Genomic DNA, 17,237 nt, shown 5'->3' with positions numbered 1-17,237 from the left:
CGGCGTCGAGGGGGCGCCGGCCCTAACGGGTACGCCGGGCGACGCGTACGCCGATGGCTACAGCGCCGATGACGAGCAGCGCGGACAGGAGTTGCAGGCCGGGGGAGTCGTCGGCCTCGCCGTACACGAAGCCGGCGACGCCGAGCACGACGGCGAGCACCGCCACGGCGGCGGCCAGGTGCCTCATCGCTCCTCCTCGTCGGGGACCCATTCGAGCAGGTCGCCGGGCTGGCAGTCGAGCACCCGGCACATGGCCTCCAGGGTGCTGAACCGGACGGCCTTGGCGCGGCCGTTCTTGAGCACGGCGACGTTGGCCGGGGTGAGCCCGACGCGTTCGGCGAACTCGCCGACGCTCATCTTGCGCTTGGCCAGCTCCACGTCGATGCGCACGACGATCGGCATCAGATCACCGCTTCCATGTCGGTGCGCAGCGTGGTGGCCTGGCGCAGCAGCGCGCGCAGGACGACCATCAGCAGCCCCAGCACGCTGACGCCGGTGACCAGCAGGAACAGCAGCAGCGGCAGCCCGGGGTCGTCGGCGTTGAAGCCCACATAGAGGAACACCCCGACGAGCACCACCCAGGCGGCGGCGACCGCCCAGACGATCCCGTCGACCCAGCGCAGGGACGCCTCGGTGAAGATGCGGTCGCGCTTGACCAGGGTGAGCAGGTGCCAGGTGCAGACGATCACCACCTGGACGCAGAGCACCCAGAAGACCGTGACCGCGGTGGCGGGCCATCGCAGGTACGCCATGTCCGGGTCTTCCCGGGCCATGTGGGCGAACTGGCCGGGCAGCGACATGGTCTGGAACAGCACCAGGATCGCGAACAGCAGGACCAGGAAGGCGCGGAGTGGTGTCACCGCGCGTTGCGCCGTAAGCATGCATCGACTATCGCGCGGAACCTATCGAAAGTCAATCGGTATCGCTCGCGCGGCGGCCGACGGCGTAGCGGACGTGCACGGCGTACCGCGAGTGGTGCACGGCGCGGATCTCCAGATCGACGTCCCGGTCGAAGCCCTCGAAGAGCCGCTTCCCGCCGCCGAGCACCACCGGAGCCGTGGACAGGCCCAGCTCGTCGACCACGCCGGCGGCGAGCGCCTGCCGGATGACGTCGGCGCCCCCGCCGATGATCACCGCACTGTCCCCGGCCGTACGCCGGGCCGCCGCCAGCGCCGCGTCGAACCCGTCGACCATGAGGAAACCGGCGTCCGGATCAGGCTGGTCGGCGGTGCGGTGGGTGAGCACGACCAGGGGCGCCTGGAACGGGTTCCGGCCGCCCCAGGCGCCCGCGGCGTCGTACATGCCCCGGCCGCACAGCGCCGCGCCGGCACCCTCCAGCAGCTCGTCGAAGTACGCGCGGTCCTCGGCGGTCATGCCGGCACCGGGTTCGCGTGGCGTGTCGTACGTCCACGGCCCGCCCATCACCCAGTAGTGCAGCCGCTCGCCGCCGGCACCGAGCCCCTGACCCGCGTGGTCGTCCGGACCGGTGACGTAGCCGTCCAGGGACACGGTGACGAACGCCCGCACCCGGCCCCGCGCTTCGCTGGTGCTCATGCTTCCTCCCGGAGACTCGGAGAACACCGACTCACCGAAGACCGCGCACCGGCACCGGACTCATCGCCGTCCTCGGTCCGGCGTCAGCCGTACACCGGATGTTCGGCCTGGAACGCCAGCCGGCGGTCCGCGCCGGCGGCCAGCTCGGCGAGCACGTCGTCGAGGTCCAGGAACGTCTGCCAGCGCTCCTGGCCGGTGATGCCGGCGAGCCGGTCGACCACGAGTTGCTCCAGGTCGGCGACCCGGCGGCCCTTCCACACCTTGTCGGCCAGGCTGACCATCAGGTCCTCCAGCTGCACGCCGGGGGAGTGCCAGGCGGCGTGGGTGACGGCGAAGCGGGCCCGCTCCTCCGGCACGCCGAAGCGCAGCAGCAACTGGTAGCCCGCCTCCTCGTGCGCGGACCCCGGGCCGGTCAGCTCGGCCGGATGCTCGACCTTGCCGAGGTCGTGTACCGCAGCGCCGAACAGCACCGCCTGCCTGTCGAACGGCACCGCGGCGAACCGGTCGGCGAACGCGGCGGTCAGGTGCCAGGCGACGTCGTGCACCAGCCGCAGGTGCGCGCCCAGGCGCGGCGGGGCGGCGAGGGCGGCCAGCAGCTCGACCGCCACGCCGGGCAGCGCGAGCAGCGGCGGGTCACCCGGCTCGGTGAGGGCGCGGCGCAGGGCGTCGGAGGTCATCGGGGCGAGCGTACCGGGTCGCTGCGGCCTCACCAGCGGTGATGGACGAGCAGCCGAGCGTGAAGCGGCCGCTCGCCCGATTCCCGTCTATCGATCCACTCGCGAGGGTGAGGGCCACGTCTCTCACGGGGGGTTGTCGAATGACAGCGTTGAATCGTCGTGCCCTGCTGCGTACCGCCGCGTTGACCGGGCTGGCCGCCGCGACCGGGCTGGCCGCCACGTCCCACGGCGCGGCCGCCGCCGAGCCGGTCAACGGGCCGTGGCTGGTCAGCGTCGGCTGGGGTGTGCTCCAGGTCGACCCGGGCCGCACCACGCCGCGGGAGCTGCTGCCGAACGGGGACCACGCCAAGACCTCGCCCGACGGCCGGTACGTGGCCTGGGTCAACACGGCCCGCTCCGGCGACGGCACGCTGGAGCCGTTCGTCGCGGTGTACGACCGGACCACCGGCCAGAAGCGCACGCTGCTCGCCGACCCGTTCGGCGTCCGCTACGGCGCGCCGACCTGGTCGCCGGACGGCACCGAGATCGCGCTGGTCACCGGGCAGGACAACGACCGCCTGATCGCCGTCGACGTGGCGACCGGTGCCACCCGGGTGCTGGTCGAGGGGCACACCATGGCCGACCCGGACTGGTCCCGGGACGGCTCCTCGATCGCCCTGCGGTGGCGCAGCCGTTCCGAGGGGCCGCAGCTGCGCGTGCTGGACCTGGCGACCGGCAGGGCGCGGCCGATCTACACACCGCTGGCCGGCGAGCGGTTCGGCTCGCCGGTCTTCATGCCCGACTCCGGGCGCGTGGTGTTCTGCACCGACCGCTGGTATCCGGACCTGGAGACGCTCAACCAGTCGCTCGCCTCGGTGCGGATCAACGGGACCGGGCTGAAAAAGCTCACCGACGAACCCCGGTTCTACCTGTCCCCGGTGTTCTCCCCGGACGGCCGCTACTGCGCCGCGCTGTCGATCCCGCCGGAGAACGAGTACCCCGACGGCGGCAACATCATCGTGTCCACCAGCGGTTTCGGCGAGCAGTGGTGGATACCCGGCGACGAGTACGACGACAGCACCCGGCTGGACTGGGCGCGGGCGATCTGACGTGCCGGGCGCGCGCATCACGGACCGGATGCGCGCCGCCGGGCGTGACCGGTGCGAGGCTTGGAGCGGACGCCGCCGACGGGGCCGGCGTCCGCTCTGGAGGGGTGATGGCCGAGCCGCCGACCGGGACGTCGTCGCACCGCGCGCAGGCGCACGGCCGGCACGCCAACCACCGCCGCTACCACGACGGCGCGGAGGTCGACGGGTACGTCGACGACCCGTACCACAGGGTGCGCCGCGCGGTCGCGGCCCGGCTGGTGACCGAGGGGGTGACCGGCGGCGGGCCGGTGCTGGAACTGGGCTGCGGACCGCGCGGCATGCTCGACCCGGCGGCGCTGCCCGGCCCGCTCGTGCTCGCCGACATGGCCGAGGCGGCGCTGGGCGCGGCGCGCGCGGTGACCGGCGGCCGGGCGCTGCCGGTCTGCCTGGACGCCACCCGCGGGCTGCCGTTCCGCGCCGGCAGCTTCGCCGGGCTGCTCGCCGGAGAGCTGATCGAGCACGTGTACGACCCGCTGGCGCTGCTGCGAGAGTGCCACCGGGTGCTGGCGCCGGACGGGCTGCTGGTGCTCACCACCCCGAACCTGGCGCCGGTGCAGGACCGGCTGGCGTTCCTCGCCGGCCGCGCGCCACGCCAGGTCGACCCGCTGCACCCCTATCTGTGGCTGCACATCCGCCCGTTCACCGCCTCGCTGCTGCGCCGCACGCTGCGCCGGGCCGGGTTCACGCCGGTGGCCCTGCGCTCCAACGAGGTCGGCTGGCGGCTGCCCGGCGGGCGGTGGGTGGCGTCGCGGCGGCTGGCCCGCGCCGCGCCCGGGCTCGGCGGCTCGCTGATCTGCGCCGCCCGCCGGCAGCCGCCGCCGGCCGGAAACAGGATGTGATGGTGACATTGACAGCGGGCTATCATGGAGGTTCCGTCGTCGACCGGGGGATGTCATGACGCGCCTGCTCGCCTGGGTCGTGACCAACCTCGACGCGTTCATCGGTCTCGTCCTGGCCCTCACGGTCGCCGTGCTCGGCCTGACCAACGACGCGGTCAGCCAGGAGGTCGTCAACAGCGCGATCCTGCTGGTGCTGGGCCTGCTCGCGCAGGCGGTGCTGCGGGACCGGCTGCGCCGGCGCACCACCGAGCGGGAGATCCGCCAGGTCATCGTGGACACCCGCGACCGGCTCACCGAACTGGTGCCGCAGATGCGGGAGATCACCGGCCCCGAGGGCGCGCTGAACCGGGCCCGCGAGGCCATCGACAGCGTCTCCATGGTGCGGGTGCTGCACGGCAGCGAGGTCGGGCAGGCGCTCGCCGAGGCCCGGCGGCACACCGACCAGTGGAGCTTCAAGGGCGGCACCGGCACCTTCCTGCGCGCGGTCACGCTGCCGGACTGCCTGGAACACGCCCGGCGGCGCAACGCCACGCTCACCGTCGCCATCGAGATCATCGACCCGACCGACGAGGAGGTCTGCGAGCGGTACGCGCGGTTCCGGCGCAGCCTCGACCCGGACGCGCCGGGCGAGCCGTGGACCGTCGACCGCACCCGCAAGGAGTCGTACGCGACGGTGCTGGCCGCCTGCTGGCACCTGCAACGCTCCGGTCTGCTCACTGTCGACGTGCGGCTCTCCGCGCAGATGACCACGTTCCGCTACGACCTCTCCTCCTCCTGCGTCGTCGTCACCCAGGAGAACCCGCAGACGCCCGCGCTGCGCATCGACCGCGGCGAGGTCTACTACAACCGTTTCAACATCGAGCTGGACTACAGCCGCCGGCAGAGCCGGCGCGTGCCGATCGAGGCGGCGGCCCAGGTCAAGCTCGACGACGAGCCGTCGGTCGAGCAGGTACGGCGGTTGTTCACCGCCCTCGGCCTGACGCTGCCCCGGTCCTTCGGCGACCGCGAGGTCGCCGACATCATCGGCAAGGCCGTCCAGGCGAGGAACCCCTACTCATGACCAGTTACGCCGACCTCGAACGGGAGATCGACCGGGGCACCCGGCCGGAGCTCCTACGCGGCTGGGCGCTGGACGTGCTCGACGACGTCGCCGAGGGGCGGCGGTCGCTGCGCGCGGTCCGGCACCCGCTCGGCTTCACCTGTCTGCCGGTGGAACGCGACGGCCCGGACGGCGTCTGCGTGCACGCCTGGCCCGCCGACCCGCCGCCGGTGCGCCCGACCACCTCCACCATGCACTCGCACAGCTGGGACCTGCTCAGCCACGTGCTGCACGGCACCGTCCGCAACGAGCTGATCGAGGTCGACGACGCGCCGGCCGACCCGGCCTGGCGGGTCTACGAGGTGCGCAGCCTCGGCGAGGTGGACGAGATGGCCGCCACCGACCGGCTGGTCACCGCGATGACCGCCACTGTGGAGACGCACTCGGCCGGCGACTCGTACGCGCTGCGCGCCGGCGGCTTCCACACCTCGGAGGTCGACGCCGGTGAGCCGGCGGTGACAGTGGCGCTCGGCCGGACCACTCCCGGCGCGTGCGACCTCAGCCTCGGCGCGGTGGACGGGCGCAGCCACCGGGTGCGCCGGGACCGATGCGACGCGGTGGAGACCGCGCGGATGGCGCGGCAGATCGCGCGACTGGTGGCACGGGGCTGACTGGCTGGAGGAGCCATGGACGTGGAGCCGAGCAGAGGCGGGCCCGACCTGCGCGAGGCGCACCGGTTCGCGGTGGAGGCCGCCCAGGCGGCGGGCCGGCTGCTGCGCCGGGGCACCCGGGGGGAGGTGCGCGCCCGGGCCAAGAACGACACCGGCGACCTCGTCACCGACCTCGACCTGGCCGCCGAGCGGCTGATCGTCGACCGGATCCGGGCCCGCTGGCCGGAGCACGGCGTGATCGCCGAGGAGGGCGGCGAGTACGCCCCGGACACCGCCTTCGCCTGGCTGGTCGACCCGCTCGACGGCACCAACAACGTGGCGATCGGACTGCCCGCGTACGTGGTCGGGATCGCCCTGTGCGACAACGGCTCGCCGGTGCTCGGCGTGGTCCACGACCCGGTCGCCGGCCGTACCTGGTCGGCGGTGCGCGGCCGGGGCGCGTTCGTGCACCCCTCCGGCCCGGCCGCCCGTCCGCTGCGCGCCGCGCACCGGCCGGTGCCGGCCGCGCCGGTGCTGGCCTGGACCCAGGGGCACGAGGTACGCCGGGACGACAGCACCGCCCGGGCGCTGAAGGTGGTGCTCGACACCACCGCGCGGCGGGTGCTGCAACTGTGGGCGCCGCTGCTGTCCTGGGTGATGCTGGCCCGCGGCGACATCGACGGCATCGTCGGCTACCGCCCCGAGGCGGTCGACCTGCCCGCCGGGATGCTGCTGGCCGCCGAGGCCGGCATGGCGGTACGCGCGCTCGACGGCGGCACGTTCGACGACCGGTACGGCTGCCCGGCGGACCGGCGCAGTTTCGTGGCCGGGCCGCCGGAGACCATCGACCGGCTGGTCAAGCTGGTCACCGCGGCACAGTGGATCGAGCCGCAGGTGCGCCGCCTCACCCCGGTCAGTCTCGGCTCGGTCGGCTGGTGAGACGCGATCCGCTGCAGACGAACCTGCGCTACCCCGGCCTTCGGTCGGCCAGGAAGTCGGTCCAGGTCCGCACGCCCCTCGCCGCACCGGGCCGGGCGAGGTTCGCGCCGTCCCGGTACGCCCGGCCCGCCCGCCCGGGGATGCGAACCGGCAGGCGTGCCCGGCGCTTCCCGGTGGCCGCCAGGTAGCCGGTCAGCAGCTCGCCGATGCCGTGGGTGTGCGGCCCGGCCAGGTCCGGCACCAGCCCGGCCGGTGCGCCCAGCGTCAGCTCGGCCAGCCGCGCCGCCACCTCGGCGGCGTCGACCGGCTCCAGCCGCAGCCCGCCCGGCACCGGCGTCACCGGCAGCCGGGTCATCGCCGTCAGCATGGTCAGCACCAGGTCGTGCACCTGCGCGGCGCGCAGCACCGTCCACGGGACGCCGGAGTCCGTCACCGCGCGCTCGGCGTCGAGCTTGGACCGGATCCAGGCCAGCGGCACCCGGTCGGCGCCGGTCACGGAGATGTGCACCAGGTGCGCCACACCGGCCCGGTGCGCGGCGCGGGCCAGGTGGGCGGTGGCGCGGTCGTCGCCCCTCGCGCCGCCGGCCAGGTGCAGCACCGTGGACACCCCGCGCAGCGCGGGGCCGAGGTCGGCGCCGGTGAGCAGGTCGGCGGTCACGTGGGTGACGCCGTCGCCGGACCGTCCGCCGCGCCGGCTGAGCACCCGCACCGGATGCCCGGCGGCGCGCAGCAGCGGTACGACGTGCCGGCCGATCGTGCCGGTGCCGCCGGTGACCAGGATCTGCGGGTTCATCGTCTTTCCCTCCGTCGCCTGTGCTGCCACGTCGACCCGCGCCGACCCGTCGACGTGACAGGTGTGACGGTGGTCACCTCCGGTCACCTCGGCCGGTTGTGGCGGGTCGGGACGACGTGTGGGAGAGGGAGGCTCAGGTGATGGACCACGGGCTGGCGCAGCGGTTCGAGCGGGAGCGGCCGCGTCTGCGCGCTGTGGCGTACCGGCTGCTCGGCTCGCTCACCGACGCCGAGGACGCGGTGCAGGAGACCTGGCTGCGGCTGGCCCGTACCGACCCGGCCAGCGTGGACAACCTGGATGCCTGGCTCACCACAGTGGTCGCCCGGGTCAGCCTCAACGCGCTGCGGTCCCGCGCCGCCCGCCGGGAGGACCCCCTCGACGTACGCCTGCCCGACCCGGTGGTGGACGCCGACGACCCGGCGCATGCCGCGGTCCTCGCCGACTCGGTGGGGCTGGCGTTGCTCGTGGTGCTGGACACGCTGAGCCCGGCCGAGCGGCTCGCGTTCGTGCTGCACGACATGTTCGGCGTGCCGTTCGACGAGATCGGCCCGCTCGTCGACCGCTCACCGGCGGCGGCCCGGCAGCTCGCCAGCCGGGCCCGCCGCCGGGTACGCGGACAGGCGCCCACCCCCGATCCCGACCTCACCCGGCAGCGGGCGGTGGTCGACGCCTTCCTCGCCGCCGCCCGCGACGGCGACCTCGACGCGCTGATCGCGGTGCTGCACCCGGACGTGGTGCTGCGCTCCGACGCGGGGACCGCCCGCGCCCGCCACACGGTCGTGCTCACCGGCGCGACGACGGTGGCCGCGCAGGCCACCACGTTCGGGCGGCTGTTCCCGCACGCCCGGCCGGTGCTGGTCAACGGCGCCGCCGGGGTGCTGGTGAGCGCCGGGGACCGCCCGCTGTCGGTGATGGCGTTCACCGTCACCGGCGGACGGATCGCCGCCGTGGACGTGATCGCCGATCCGCGCCGGCTGGCCGCGCTCGGCCTCACCGGCTGACCCGGAGCCCGCTCGGTCGGCCGGGACCAGGTCGGCTCAGTCGACCAGGGCCAGGTTGGCCATGTCGACCACCGGCCGGAAACCGAGGCCGGCGTAGAGCCGGTTCGACACCGGGTTGGCCTGGTCGGTGAACAGGCACACCCGCGCGCCCTCGGCCGTGAGCAGCCGGCTGACCTCGGCGACCGCGTTGCCGGCCCAGCCGCGTCCGCGCTGCTCGGGTGGCGTGTAGACCGGACCGACCCGGGCCACGCCGAACGACGGCGGGTTGGCGGCGGTCAGGTGCACCGGAGCGCCCGACCCGTCGGTCCAGAACCAGACCCGACCGTCCCGGATGCGGCGCAGCAGATCGGCGCGGTCGGGTGTCTCGTGGGCGCTCGTGCCGCGCGGGCGGCCCGCCTGCTCGTCGGCGTCGGCCATGAACGCGGCGAACCACGCGGCGACCAGGTCGACCTCGTCGGCGGTGGCCGTCCGCAACGCGCCCGGCGCCGGCGCGGGCGGCGTGAGCTGGTCGAGCACGTGCAGCCGGGTGTGCTGGGCGACAGCGACCCGGCCGCCGTCGAGCCGGGCGACCTCCTCGGCGCAGGCGCGCGCGGCGGGCAGCGCGCCGTTCACCGCGCGGACCCGCTCGCCGCGCCGGTGCCACGCGTGGGCCAGCGCCTCGGCGGCCTCCGGCGGCATCGGCAGCAGGAACGCCGGTCGCGGCGGGAACGGCGCGGTACGCATCGCGGCGCCCACCACCGCCCCGGAGGCGTCCCGCACCACCAGCCACCAGTCGTCCTCGGGCAGCGTCACGCCCTCGGCGCGGCGGGCCGCCATCCGGCGCGTGACGCTGGCGACGACGGTGCTCACCACCGGGTCGGCGGCCAGGTACGCCCCGGCGGCGGCGAGGAACTCCTCCGGGTCGGCGTAGAAGCGCAGGGTGGGATCGGCGGTCATGCGGGCACGGTAGTCACTGCCCGCGGCCGGGCCGTAGCGGTTTTCCCGCCCCGGCTCAGGGTGCGATGCGCAGTCGGCGGATGCGGGTGTCGTCGTACTCCTCGAACCGGAACCGCAGCCCGGCGAACGGGCTGCCGGGGAAGTCACCGCTGATCGTGGCGGTCACGACCGTCCCGGCGGGTGTCTGCTCGACGTCGGTGATCTCGTACGACACCAGCGGCGTGCCGTCGCGCCAGGCGCGGATCTCCCCGATCCCGCGGTGGGTGCGGCCCTCGTCCTCGACCACCGCGTCGTCGGCGAACAACGCGAGCCAGGGCTCCTTGTCGGCCTGGCCGGCGAGCGCGAAGTAGCGGCGGACGATCTCGGGCGGGTTGCTCATGGACGCGATGCTAGGCGCCGGGACCGACAAGAAGCGCCGTGACGGTGGCGGTGGTGGCGAGCACGGCCAGCGCGGCGCTGGTCGCCACGAACCGGCCCAGCGGCACGGCCACCCCGGCGGCCCGGCAGCGCTCGTACCAGATCAGTGTCGCCAGCGACGCCCACGGCGTGGCCAGCGGGCCCACGTTCGTGCCGATCAGCAGCGCCAGCAACTGGGTGTGCCGGTCGGCCGCGATCACCGCCTCGCCGGCCAGGTACGCGGGCAGGTTGTTCACCGCGTTGCTGAACAGCGCGCCGACCGCGCCCGCCCGCAGCGCGCCCTCCGCGCCCGGGTCGGTGCCGATGAGCGTGCCCATCACGGAGTCCAGGCCGTACCGTCCGATGGTCTGCACCACCAGGAACAGCCCGGTCACGAAGACCAGCAGCCGCCACGGCACCAGCGCGAGCCGCAACCGGTGCCGGGCCCGTACCGCGAAGCCGGCGACCAGGATCGCGGCGGCCACCCCGGAGGCGACGCCGATCTCCACCCCGGCGAGGATCCCGGCGACGAACAGCAGGCAGGCGGCGAGCGCGGTGCGGTAGAGCACCCGGTCCGGCGGCACGTACGGCGGCGGCGGGTCGAACGGATCGGCCCCGGCGCGTGCCGGACGCCAGTACCACCACCACAGCAGCAGCGCGGTCACTGCCACGGCGACCAGTTGCGGCCACCACATCCGGGCCGCCCACGGCACCGGGTCCAGGTCGACCCGGTCGCTGGCCAGGATGTTCGTCAGGTTGGACACCGGCAGCAGCAGGCTGGCCGTGTTCGCCAGCCACACGGTGGTCATGGCCAGCGGTGTCGGCGGCACGTTCAGCGCCCGGGCCAGCGCGATCATCACCGGCGTGAGCAGCACCGCCGTGGTGTCCAGGTTGAGCGCGATGGTGGTCACCGAGGCGAAGCCGACGCAGAGCCAGAACAGGGCCCGGAAACTGCCCCGCGCGGTCACCGCCACCCGGGTCGCGAGCGCGTCGAACACCCCGGCCACAGCGGTCAGCTCGGCCAGCACCACCACCGTGCCGAGGAAGATCAGGATCGGGATGATCCGCCGCATCGTGCCCTCGGCGTCGGCGCGCGGCAGCAGCCCGGTGAGCACGCACACCAGCCCGACCGCGGCCAGGCCGATCGCGATCCAGTCCAGCACGTGCAGGCGGCCCCAGCGGGAACGGTCGGGCACGGCGTTCGGCGGATCGCCGGGGGTCTCCACGAATGATGATCCTCGCACATGCGGGCGTGGCGGCAGGAGCCCGACGCGGGCCCGATCCGGGCTGCCGAGGGTGTCGATCTGTTGACCGTCGGTGGCCATAATGACCACGTGGCTGTAGGCGCGCACCCCACCCGGTCCGACCGCCCCATCGACTTCTTCATCAGTTACTCACCGGCCGACGAGCGCTGGGCGACGTGGCTGGCGTGGGAGTTCGAGGCGGCCGGCTACCGCACACTGTTGCAGGCGTGGGACTTCGTCGCCGGCACCAACTTCATCGACTTCATGGACCGTGGCGTCCGCGAGGCCGAGGTCGTGGTGGCGGTGCTGTCCGAACGCTACCTGCACTCCACGTACGGCAAGCTGGAGTGGCAGGCCGCGCTGCGCGCCGACCCCGACGGCACCGGAAACAAGCTCGTCACGGTACGCGTCGAGGACTGCCCGATCGACGGGCTGCTCGCCACCATCACCTATGTGGACCTGGTCGGTGTGGACGACCCGGCGCAGGCCCGCAACCGGGTGCTCGACCGCATCCGGGAGGCGCTCGACGGCCGGGCCAAACCGATGCGGCAGCCGGCGTTCCCGCACCACCCGGCCGACCCGCACGGGGTGCTCGCCGCGCCCGCCGCCGGAGCGCCCGCGCCGCGCCGCGCCCGGCGTACCCCGATCAACCCGCCGCCGTTCCCGCCGGCCGCGGTGGCGCCGCCGACCGCCCGGGACACCGTCACCGTGCTCCAGGTCGCCGGGCCGCGCTTCGGCCGGGGCGTGATCACCCCCGGCGCGCCGGTCACCCCCGGCGAGGTGCAGGAACACCTGATGGGTGACCTCACGCTGCTGATGAACGACGGCGTGCCCCGGCCGGACCTGCTCGTCGTCGCCGGCAACCTGACCGAGTCGGGCAGCCCGCGCGAGTTCTCCGACGCGCTGAGCTTCCTCACCGGCCTGCGGGTGCTGCTCGGGCTGGAGCCGCACCGCCTGATCGTGGTGCCCGGCCCGCGCGACGTGACGATGGCCGCCTGCCGCGCGTACTTCGCGACCTGCGAGGCCGACGACGTCGACCCGCAGCCGCCGTTCTGGCCGAAGTGGCGGCACTACGCGCGCCTGTTCGACGACCTCTACCAGGGCCTCGAGGACCGGATCTTCGACAGCGAGCAGCCCTGGACGCTGTTCCCCGTCCCGGACCTGCGGGTGGTGGTGGCCGGGCTGAACTCCACCATCGCCATCACCCACCGCGAGGAGGACCGGTACGGCTTCCTCGGCGAGGCGCAGTCGAGCTGGTTCGCCCAGCGGCTGCGCCACTACCAGCAGTCCGGCTGGCTGCGGCTGGGCGCGATGGCGCACGCGCCGGGGGCGCGCAGCCCGTACGCCGACGAGGTGCCGCCGGACCCGGTGTCGCTGCGCGACCGCGGCGCGGTCAACCGGCTGGTCGGCCCGATGCTCAACCTGCTGCTCTCCGACGCCGCGCCGTCGGCCCGGGTCGACCCGGTGGTGCCGCTGGCCGCCGCGCCCCGCGACGGCCGGGCGCAGGTGCTACGGCTCGGCGGCGACGGGATGACCCGCTGGGTGCTCGGCCGCGACGACCGCCTCGACTCCGGGGCTCTGACGGCGGTGAACTGGCCGCATGCCGAGGCGACGTTCGGCGCGGCCGGCCCGGCCCAGGTACCCGACCCGCGCCGCCCGGTCGCAGTCGAGGGGGCCACCCAGGGCGTGGCGGTCACCGCCGCCCCGGTGCAGCGCCTGCTGGACCGGCTCGCCGAGGTCTGCGAGGCCCGCTACGACCGGGTGGTGGTACGCCGCGTCGACACCGACCCGCCGCACCTCTACATCAGCTACCGCTCCGACGGCGTGGTCCGCCAGCAGCGCGTCGGCGCGCACGTGGGCACCCCCACCGCCGCCGACGTGGACGTCTTCGCCCGCCGGGTGCACGCCACCGATCCGGACATCGCCTCCGAACTGGTCTACGACGGTGACCGGGTGCCGCGCGGGCTGGCCGAGGAGGCGCAACGCCGGGGCGTGCGCGTGCTGCACCTGACCGAGTTCCAGGGCCTGCTCGACCTGCGTGACTACGTCGCGGCGCAGACCGCCCGGCTGCAGGCCGACCGCCTCTACCCGCCCGGGCAGTACGTGCCGCAGCGCTACCGTCACCTCGTCGGCGCCGACCAGCGCGTCCGCGACGACGTGGTGGACGAGCTGCTGGAGACCGTCTCCGCCCCGGACGGCCGGTTCGTGCTGGTGCTCGGCGACTTCGGCCGGGGCAAGACGTTCGCGCTGCGCGAGGTGGCCCGGCGGCTGCCCACCGCAGCCCCCGACCTGATCCCGATCCTTGTCGAGCTGCGCGCGCTCGACAAGGCACACTCCGTGGACGGCCTGGTCGCCGCGCACCTCGCGAATCACGGCGAGCAGGTGATCGACCTCAAGGCGTTCCGCTACATGCTGCGCCAGGGCCGCATCGTGCTGCTGTTCGACGGGTTCGACGAGCTGGTCGCCCGGGTCACGTACGACCGGGCGGCCGACCACCTGGAGACGCTGCTGCAGGCCGCCGAGGGCAACGCGAAGATCGTGGTGAGCAGCCGGACCCAGCACTTCAAGACCAACTCGCAGGTGCTGACCGCGCTCGGCGAACGGGTCGGCCTGCTGCCGCACCGGCGCGTGCTCGCCGTGGAGGACTTCACCCCCGGGCAGATCGAGGCGTTCCTGCGCAACCGGTACGGCGGCGACGAGCGGGCCGCCCGCGAGCGGATGGACCTGCTGGCCGGCGTGAAGGACCTGCTCGGGCTCTCCCGCAACCCGCGCATGCTCGGCTTCATCGCCAACCTGGACGAGGGGCGCCTCGCCGCGGTCGCCGGCGCGGGTGGCACATTCAGCGCCGCCGCGCTGTACCGGGAGATCCTGGAGTCCTGGCTGGACTTCGAGGAGCGCCGCACCCAGGGCATCCCCGGCGCGCCGGTGAGCCTGCGCCGCCCCGAGCTGTGGCAGGCGGTGAGCCGGCTGGCGTTCCAGCTCTGGGAGAGCGGCGAGGCGTACCTGCGCCTGGCCGAGCTGGCCGAGTCCACCGGCCAGCTCGCCGGCCGGGCCGACTCGCGGCTGTCCGGCCCGCAGGCGGCGCACGCGGTCGGCGCGGGCAGCCTGCTCGTCCGCACCGACGACGGACTGTTCGGGTTCATCCACACCTCGGTCATGGAATGGCTGGTCGCCGAGGGCGTCGCCGAGCAGATCAACCGGGGCGAGGAACCGGCCGCGCTGGCGGTGCGGTCGCTGTCCGCGCTCGCCGTCGAGTTCCTCGGCGACCTCGCCGACCCGGCCCGCTGCACCGCCTGGACCGCGCGGGTGCTCGGCGACGAGTCGGCGGGGGAGACGCTGCGCGCCAACGCGCTGCGGCTGTCCGCCCGGCTGCGCCTGCCCGACCGGGCCGACCTGCGCGGCGCGGTGCTGCGCGGCGAGGACCTGTCGCACCGCGAACTCGCCGGCGCCGACCTCACCGGCGCCGACCTGACCGACGCGCGGCTGGTCGCCACGAACCTGACCGAGGCGCGGCTGGAACACGCCCGGCTGCGCGGCGCCCGCCTGGACCAGGCCCGCCTCGCCGGGGCGGACCTGCGCGACGCGGAGCTGGCCGGGGCGCGGCTGTTCCGTACCGACCTGCGCGGCGCGCGCGTGGGCGGCAGCAGCTGGCACCGCACCGCGCTGATCGACGTCAGCGCCGACGCGGCCATGCTGCGCGCCCCGGAGCTGCGCGGCGCCGTCGTCGCGCCGGGCCGGCCGGTCGCGCCGGGCCTGGCCCCGCCCGCGGTGGGCGTCGCCTACGGCTTCGAGGTGGGCCGGCTGCCGGTGCCGGCGGCGTACAGCCCGGACGGCGCGGTGCTCGCGGTCGGCAGCGACGACGGCGGTGTGCTGCTCTGCGACACCGCCACCGGGCTGCCGGTACGCACGCTCCAGGGACACCGCTCCCGGGTGTACGCGGTCCGCTACGACGCCGCCTCCCACCAGCTCGTCACCGGCGCGGCCGACCTCACCGTACGGCTGTGGGACGCCGACCACGGCGACGTGCGGCACGTCATTGAGGACGTCTTCACCGGCTGGGTGTGGCCGCTGCTGACCGACGGCCGCCGCGGCCGGCTGGTGGTGGGCGACGCGGCCGGCGTGGTGCGGCTGTACGACACGCGCACCGCCCGGCTGCGCCACGAGTGGCCCGGCCACGCCGCGCCGATCTGGGGCACCTCGTTCAGCCCCGACGGCCGGCGGGTCGTGGTGGCCGACAGCGGCGGCACGGTACGCGGCTGGGACATCCCCACCGGCCGGCTGGCGTTCGAGGTGCGCGAGCCGGAAGTCGTCTACCGGCTGGCGCACACGCCGGACGGGCGGCTGCTGGCCGCGGTCGGGCAGCACGGCCGGGTCTGGGTCCGCCGGGCCGCCGACGGCGAGCTGCTGCGCTCGCCGCGCGGCCACGAGGCCGACGTGTACGCCCTCGACATCCACCCCGACGGCACGCTGATGGCCACCGGCGACACGCACGGCGCGCTGCGGCTGTGGGAGACCGAGACCGGCCGGCCGGTACGGGTGCTCGGGCGGCAGCGGGGCGCGATCTACAGCGTCCGGTTCAACGGCGACGGCAGCCTGCTCGCCACCGCCGCCAGCGACGGCGCGATCCAGCTCTGGGACACCGACGACGGGCAGGTCCGGCACGAGCTGACCCGGCACCGCGGCTCGGTCTGGCCGGTGGTCTGGCGGCCGGATCAGAACCAGGTGGCCACCAGCAGCAACGACGGCACCACCCGGCTGTGGGACGTACGCACCGGGCAGCTCCAGCACACGTTGCGCGGGCACGGCCGGCGGGTCACCGCGCTGTCCTTCCGCGACGACGGGGAAGTGCTCGCCGCCTGCGGCAACGACGGCGTGATCCGGCTCTGGGAACCGCGTACCGGCCGCCTGCTGCGCCAGCTCGCCAGCCCCGCCGACCGGCTGCTGTCCGTGGTGTTCTGCCCCGAGGAGCCGCTGGTCGCCTCGCCCAGCGGCGACGGCGGCGTGCACCTGTGGAACACCGACACCGGCGCCGACGAGCGGGAGCTCAACGTGGACACCGACCACGTCTGGGCGGTCGCGTTCAGCCCCGACGGCGACGCGCTCGCCACCGCGAACGACGACGACACGGTACGCCTGTGGTACCGCCGCACCGGCCGCCACTTCGCCACGCTGACCCCGCACCGGGGCCGGGTGCGCACCGTCGCGTTCAGCCCCGACGGCGAGACCATCGCCACCGGCTGCGACGACCAGACGGTACGGCTGTGGGACGCCGCCACCGCCACCTGCCGGATGACGCTGGAACACCACACCGACCGGGTCTACTCGGTCGGCTTCAACAGCGAGGGCACTCTGCTGGCCAGCGCCGGCAACGACGGCACGGCCGTGGTCTGGGACGTGCAGACCGGCCAGCCGCGTGTCGTGCTCACCGAACACGACGGCCGCCTCTGGTCGTGCGCGTTCAGCCCGGACGGCAACCTGCTCGCTACCGCCGGGGACGACCTGGTGATCCGGCTGTGGGACCCGGTCACCGGCCGGCTGCACGGCACGCTGGCGGCACACACCCGGCGGGTCTGGTCGGTGCACTTCAGCCCGGACAGCAGCCTGCTCGCCAGCGCCGGTGACGACGGCACCGTACGCCTGTGGGACGTGGCCGACCCGGAGCACGCCCAGCTGCGGACCACGCTGATCGGGCTGCCGGACGGATGGGCGGCGGTCAGCCCGGACGGCCGGTACAAGCTGGACGGTGACCCCGGCGGCCAGTTCTGGCACGTCATCGGCACGTGCCGCTTCGAGGTGGGCGAGCTGGATCCTTACCTGACCCAGGTCCGCCGACTACCCGTAGACGCCCCGTTCTGACCCCCGCGAATCTCCCCGTGCTCTCCGCGGTGATCAAGGAGTTTGTGTCCCGATCCGCGCCCGATCCGGACACAAACTCCTTGATCACCGCCGTGGGCGCTGCCGTGAGGTGCTCGTTCCGCCGGGCCGCCGTGGGCGCCTCGTCCGAGGGCGGTCCGGAGATCTTGGTAGGAAAGGGTCCCTATG

At 74.5% G+C, this 17,237-nt stretch carries 16 protein-coding genes; 7 read left to right on the top strand and 9 right to left on the bottom strand.

The window, feature by feature from the left end; genetic code table 11:
• Positions 1 to 22: 22 nt before the first annotated feature.
• From HA073_RS06235 to HA073_RS06215, 5 genes are all read right to left on the bottom strand, one after another.
• Positions 23 to 187, bottom strand: coding sequence for a hypothetical protein (locus HA073_RS06235; RefSeq protein ID WP_166455878.1), 165 nt, complete (start codon positions 185 to 187; stop codon positions 23 to 25).
• Complete coding sequence (locus tag HA073_RS06230; protein ID WP_030499989.1) at positions 184 to 402, bottom strand: helix-turn-helix transcriptional regulator; 219 nt, start codon at positions 400 to 402, stop codon at positions 184 to 186. Before HA073_RS06230 ends, HA073_RS06235 begins: the two co-directional genes overlap by 4 nt.
• Positions 402 to 881 carry a DUF2975 domain-containing protein gene (locus HA073_RS06225; protein ID WP_043323747.1) on the bottom strand — a complete coding sequence of 160 codons (480 nt, stop codon included), beginning with the start codon at positions 879 to 881 and terminating at the stop codon, positions 402 to 404. The genes HA073_RS06230 and HA073_RS06225 overlap by 1 nt, the downstream gene beginning before the upstream one ends.
• Positions 882 to 912: 31 nt before the next feature.
• Positions 913 to 1,554, bottom strand: a complete 642-nt coding sequence (locus HA073_RS06220) for a dihydrofolate reductase family protein (RefSeq protein WP_113972789.1) — start codon at positions 1,552 to 1,554, stop codon at positions 913 to 915.
• Between the two features lie 83 nt (positions 1,555 to 1,637).
• The gene (locus tag HA073_RS06215; protein WP_064445826.1) at positions 1,638 to 2,231 is read right to left on the bottom strand and encodes an HD domain-containing protein; all 594 of its coding nucleotides are present in this window, start codon (positions 2,229 to 2,231) and stop codon (positions 1,638 to 1,640) included.
• Positions 2,232 to 2,371: 140 nt separating this feature from the next.
• Between HA073_RS06215 and HA073_RS06210 the strand changes: the two genes are divergently transcribed.
• The 5 genes from HA073_RS06210 to HA073_RS06190 all read left to right on the top strand — a co-directional run bounded on the left by HA073_RS06210 (position 2,372) and on the right by HA073_RS06190 (position 6,825).
• On the top strand, positions 2,372 to 3,319 hold the full coding sequence (locus HA073_RS06210) for an LpqB family beta-propeller domain-containing protein (RefSeq protein ID WP_166455877.1): 948 nt from the start codon (positions 2,372 to 2,374) through the stop codon (positions 3,317 to 3,319).
• A gap of 107 nt (positions 3,320 to 3,426) precedes the next feature.
• Positions 3,427 to 4,197 carry a class I SAM-dependent methyltransferase gene (locus HA073_RS06205; protein ID WP_166455876.1) on the top strand — a complete coding sequence of 257 codons (771 nt, stop codon included), beginning with the start codon at positions 3,427 to 3,429 and terminating at the stop codon, positions 4,195 to 4,197.
• A gap of 55 nt (positions 4,198 to 4,252) precedes the next feature.
• Entirely contained in the window at positions 4,253 to 5,257 is a 1,005-nt protein-coding gene (locus HA073_RS06200; RefSeq protein ID WP_064445829.1) for a hypothetical protein, read from the top strand.
• Complete coding sequence (locus HA073_RS06195) at positions 5,254 to 5,907, top strand: hypothetical protein (RefSeq protein ID WP_064445830.1); 654 nt, start codon at positions 5,254 to 5,256, stop codon at positions 5,905 to 5,907. The genes HA073_RS06200 and HA073_RS06195 overlap by 4 nt, the downstream gene beginning before the upstream one ends.
• Positions 5,908 to 5,922: 15 nt before the next feature.
• On the top strand, positions 5,923 to 6,825 hold the full coding sequence (locus HA073_RS06190; protein ID WP_064445831.1) for an inositol monophosphatase family protein: 903 nt from the start codon (positions 5,923 to 5,925) through the stop codon (positions 6,823 to 6,825).
• A gap of 28 nt (positions 6,826 to 6,853) precedes the next feature.
• Here HA073_RS06190 and HA073_RS06185 read toward each other — a convergent pair whose 3' ends face one another.
• Positions 6,854 to 7,618 carry an SDR family oxidoreductase gene (locus tag HA073_RS06185; RefSeq protein WP_113972786.1) on the bottom strand — a complete coding sequence of 255 codons (765 nt, stop codon included), beginning with the start codon at positions 7,616 to 7,618 and terminating at the stop codon, positions 6,854 to 6,856.
• A gap of 140 nt (positions 7,619 to 7,758) precedes the next feature.
• Here HA073_RS06185 and sigJ point away from each other — a divergent pair, with 140 nt between their 5' ends.
• Positions 7,759 to 8,619 (top strand): RNA polymerase sigma factor SigJ, encoded by an 861-nt coding sequence (gene sigJ, locus HA073_RS06180; RefSeq protein WP_166456102.1) that lies wholly within the window; start codon positions 7,759 to 7,761, stop codon positions 8,617 to 8,619.
• A gap of 36 nt (positions 8,620 to 8,655) precedes the next feature.
• Here the strand turns inward: sigJ and HA073_RS06175 are convergent, their stop codons facing one another.
• The 3 genes from HA073_RS06175 to HA073_RS06165 are packed head-to-tail and all read right to left on the bottom strand — an operon-like array spanning position 8,656 to position 11,177.
• Positions 8,656 to 9,555: a GNAT family N-acetyltransferase gene (locus HA073_RS06175; protein WP_166455875.1), complete on the bottom strand. Its 900-nt coding sequence runs from the start codon at positions 9,553 to 9,555 to the stop codon at positions 8,656 to 8,658.
• Positions 9,556 to 9,610: 55 nt separating this feature from the next.
• The gene (locus HA073_RS06170; protein WP_043323765.1) at positions 9,611 to 9,934 is read right to left on the bottom strand and encodes a nuclear transport factor 2 family protein; all 324 of its coding nucleotides are present in this window, start codon (positions 9,932 to 9,934) and stop codon (positions 9,611 to 9,613) included.
• 10 nt (positions 9,935 to 9,944) lie between these two features.
• The gene (locus HA073_RS06165) at positions 9,945 to 11,177 is read right to left on the bottom strand and encodes an SLC13 family permease (RefSeq protein ID WP_043323767.1); all 1,233 of its coding nucleotides are present in this window, start codon (positions 11,175 to 11,177) and stop codon (positions 9,945 to 9,947) included.
• 108 nt (positions 11,178 to 11,285) lie between these two features.
• Between HA073_RS06165 and HA073_RS06160 the strand changes: the two genes are divergently transcribed.
• The gene (locus HA073_RS06160) at positions 11,286 to 17,051 is read left to right on the top strand and encodes a TIR domain-containing protein (RefSeq protein WP_140946346.1); all 5,766 of its coding nucleotides are present in this window, start codon (positions 11,286 to 11,288) and stop codon (positions 17,049 to 17,051) included.
• The last annotated feature ends 186 nt before the right edge of the window (positions 17,052 to 17,237 follow it).

The sequence above is a fragment of the Micromonospora sp. CMU55-4 genome (assembly GCF_011602315.1).
In the GTDB taxonomy this organism is placed as follows: Bacteria; Actinomycetota; Actinomycetes; order Mycobacteriales; family Micromonosporaceae; genus Micromonospora; species Micromonospora chalcea.
This window is presented reverse-complemented; position numbering and strand designations above follow the sequence as displayed.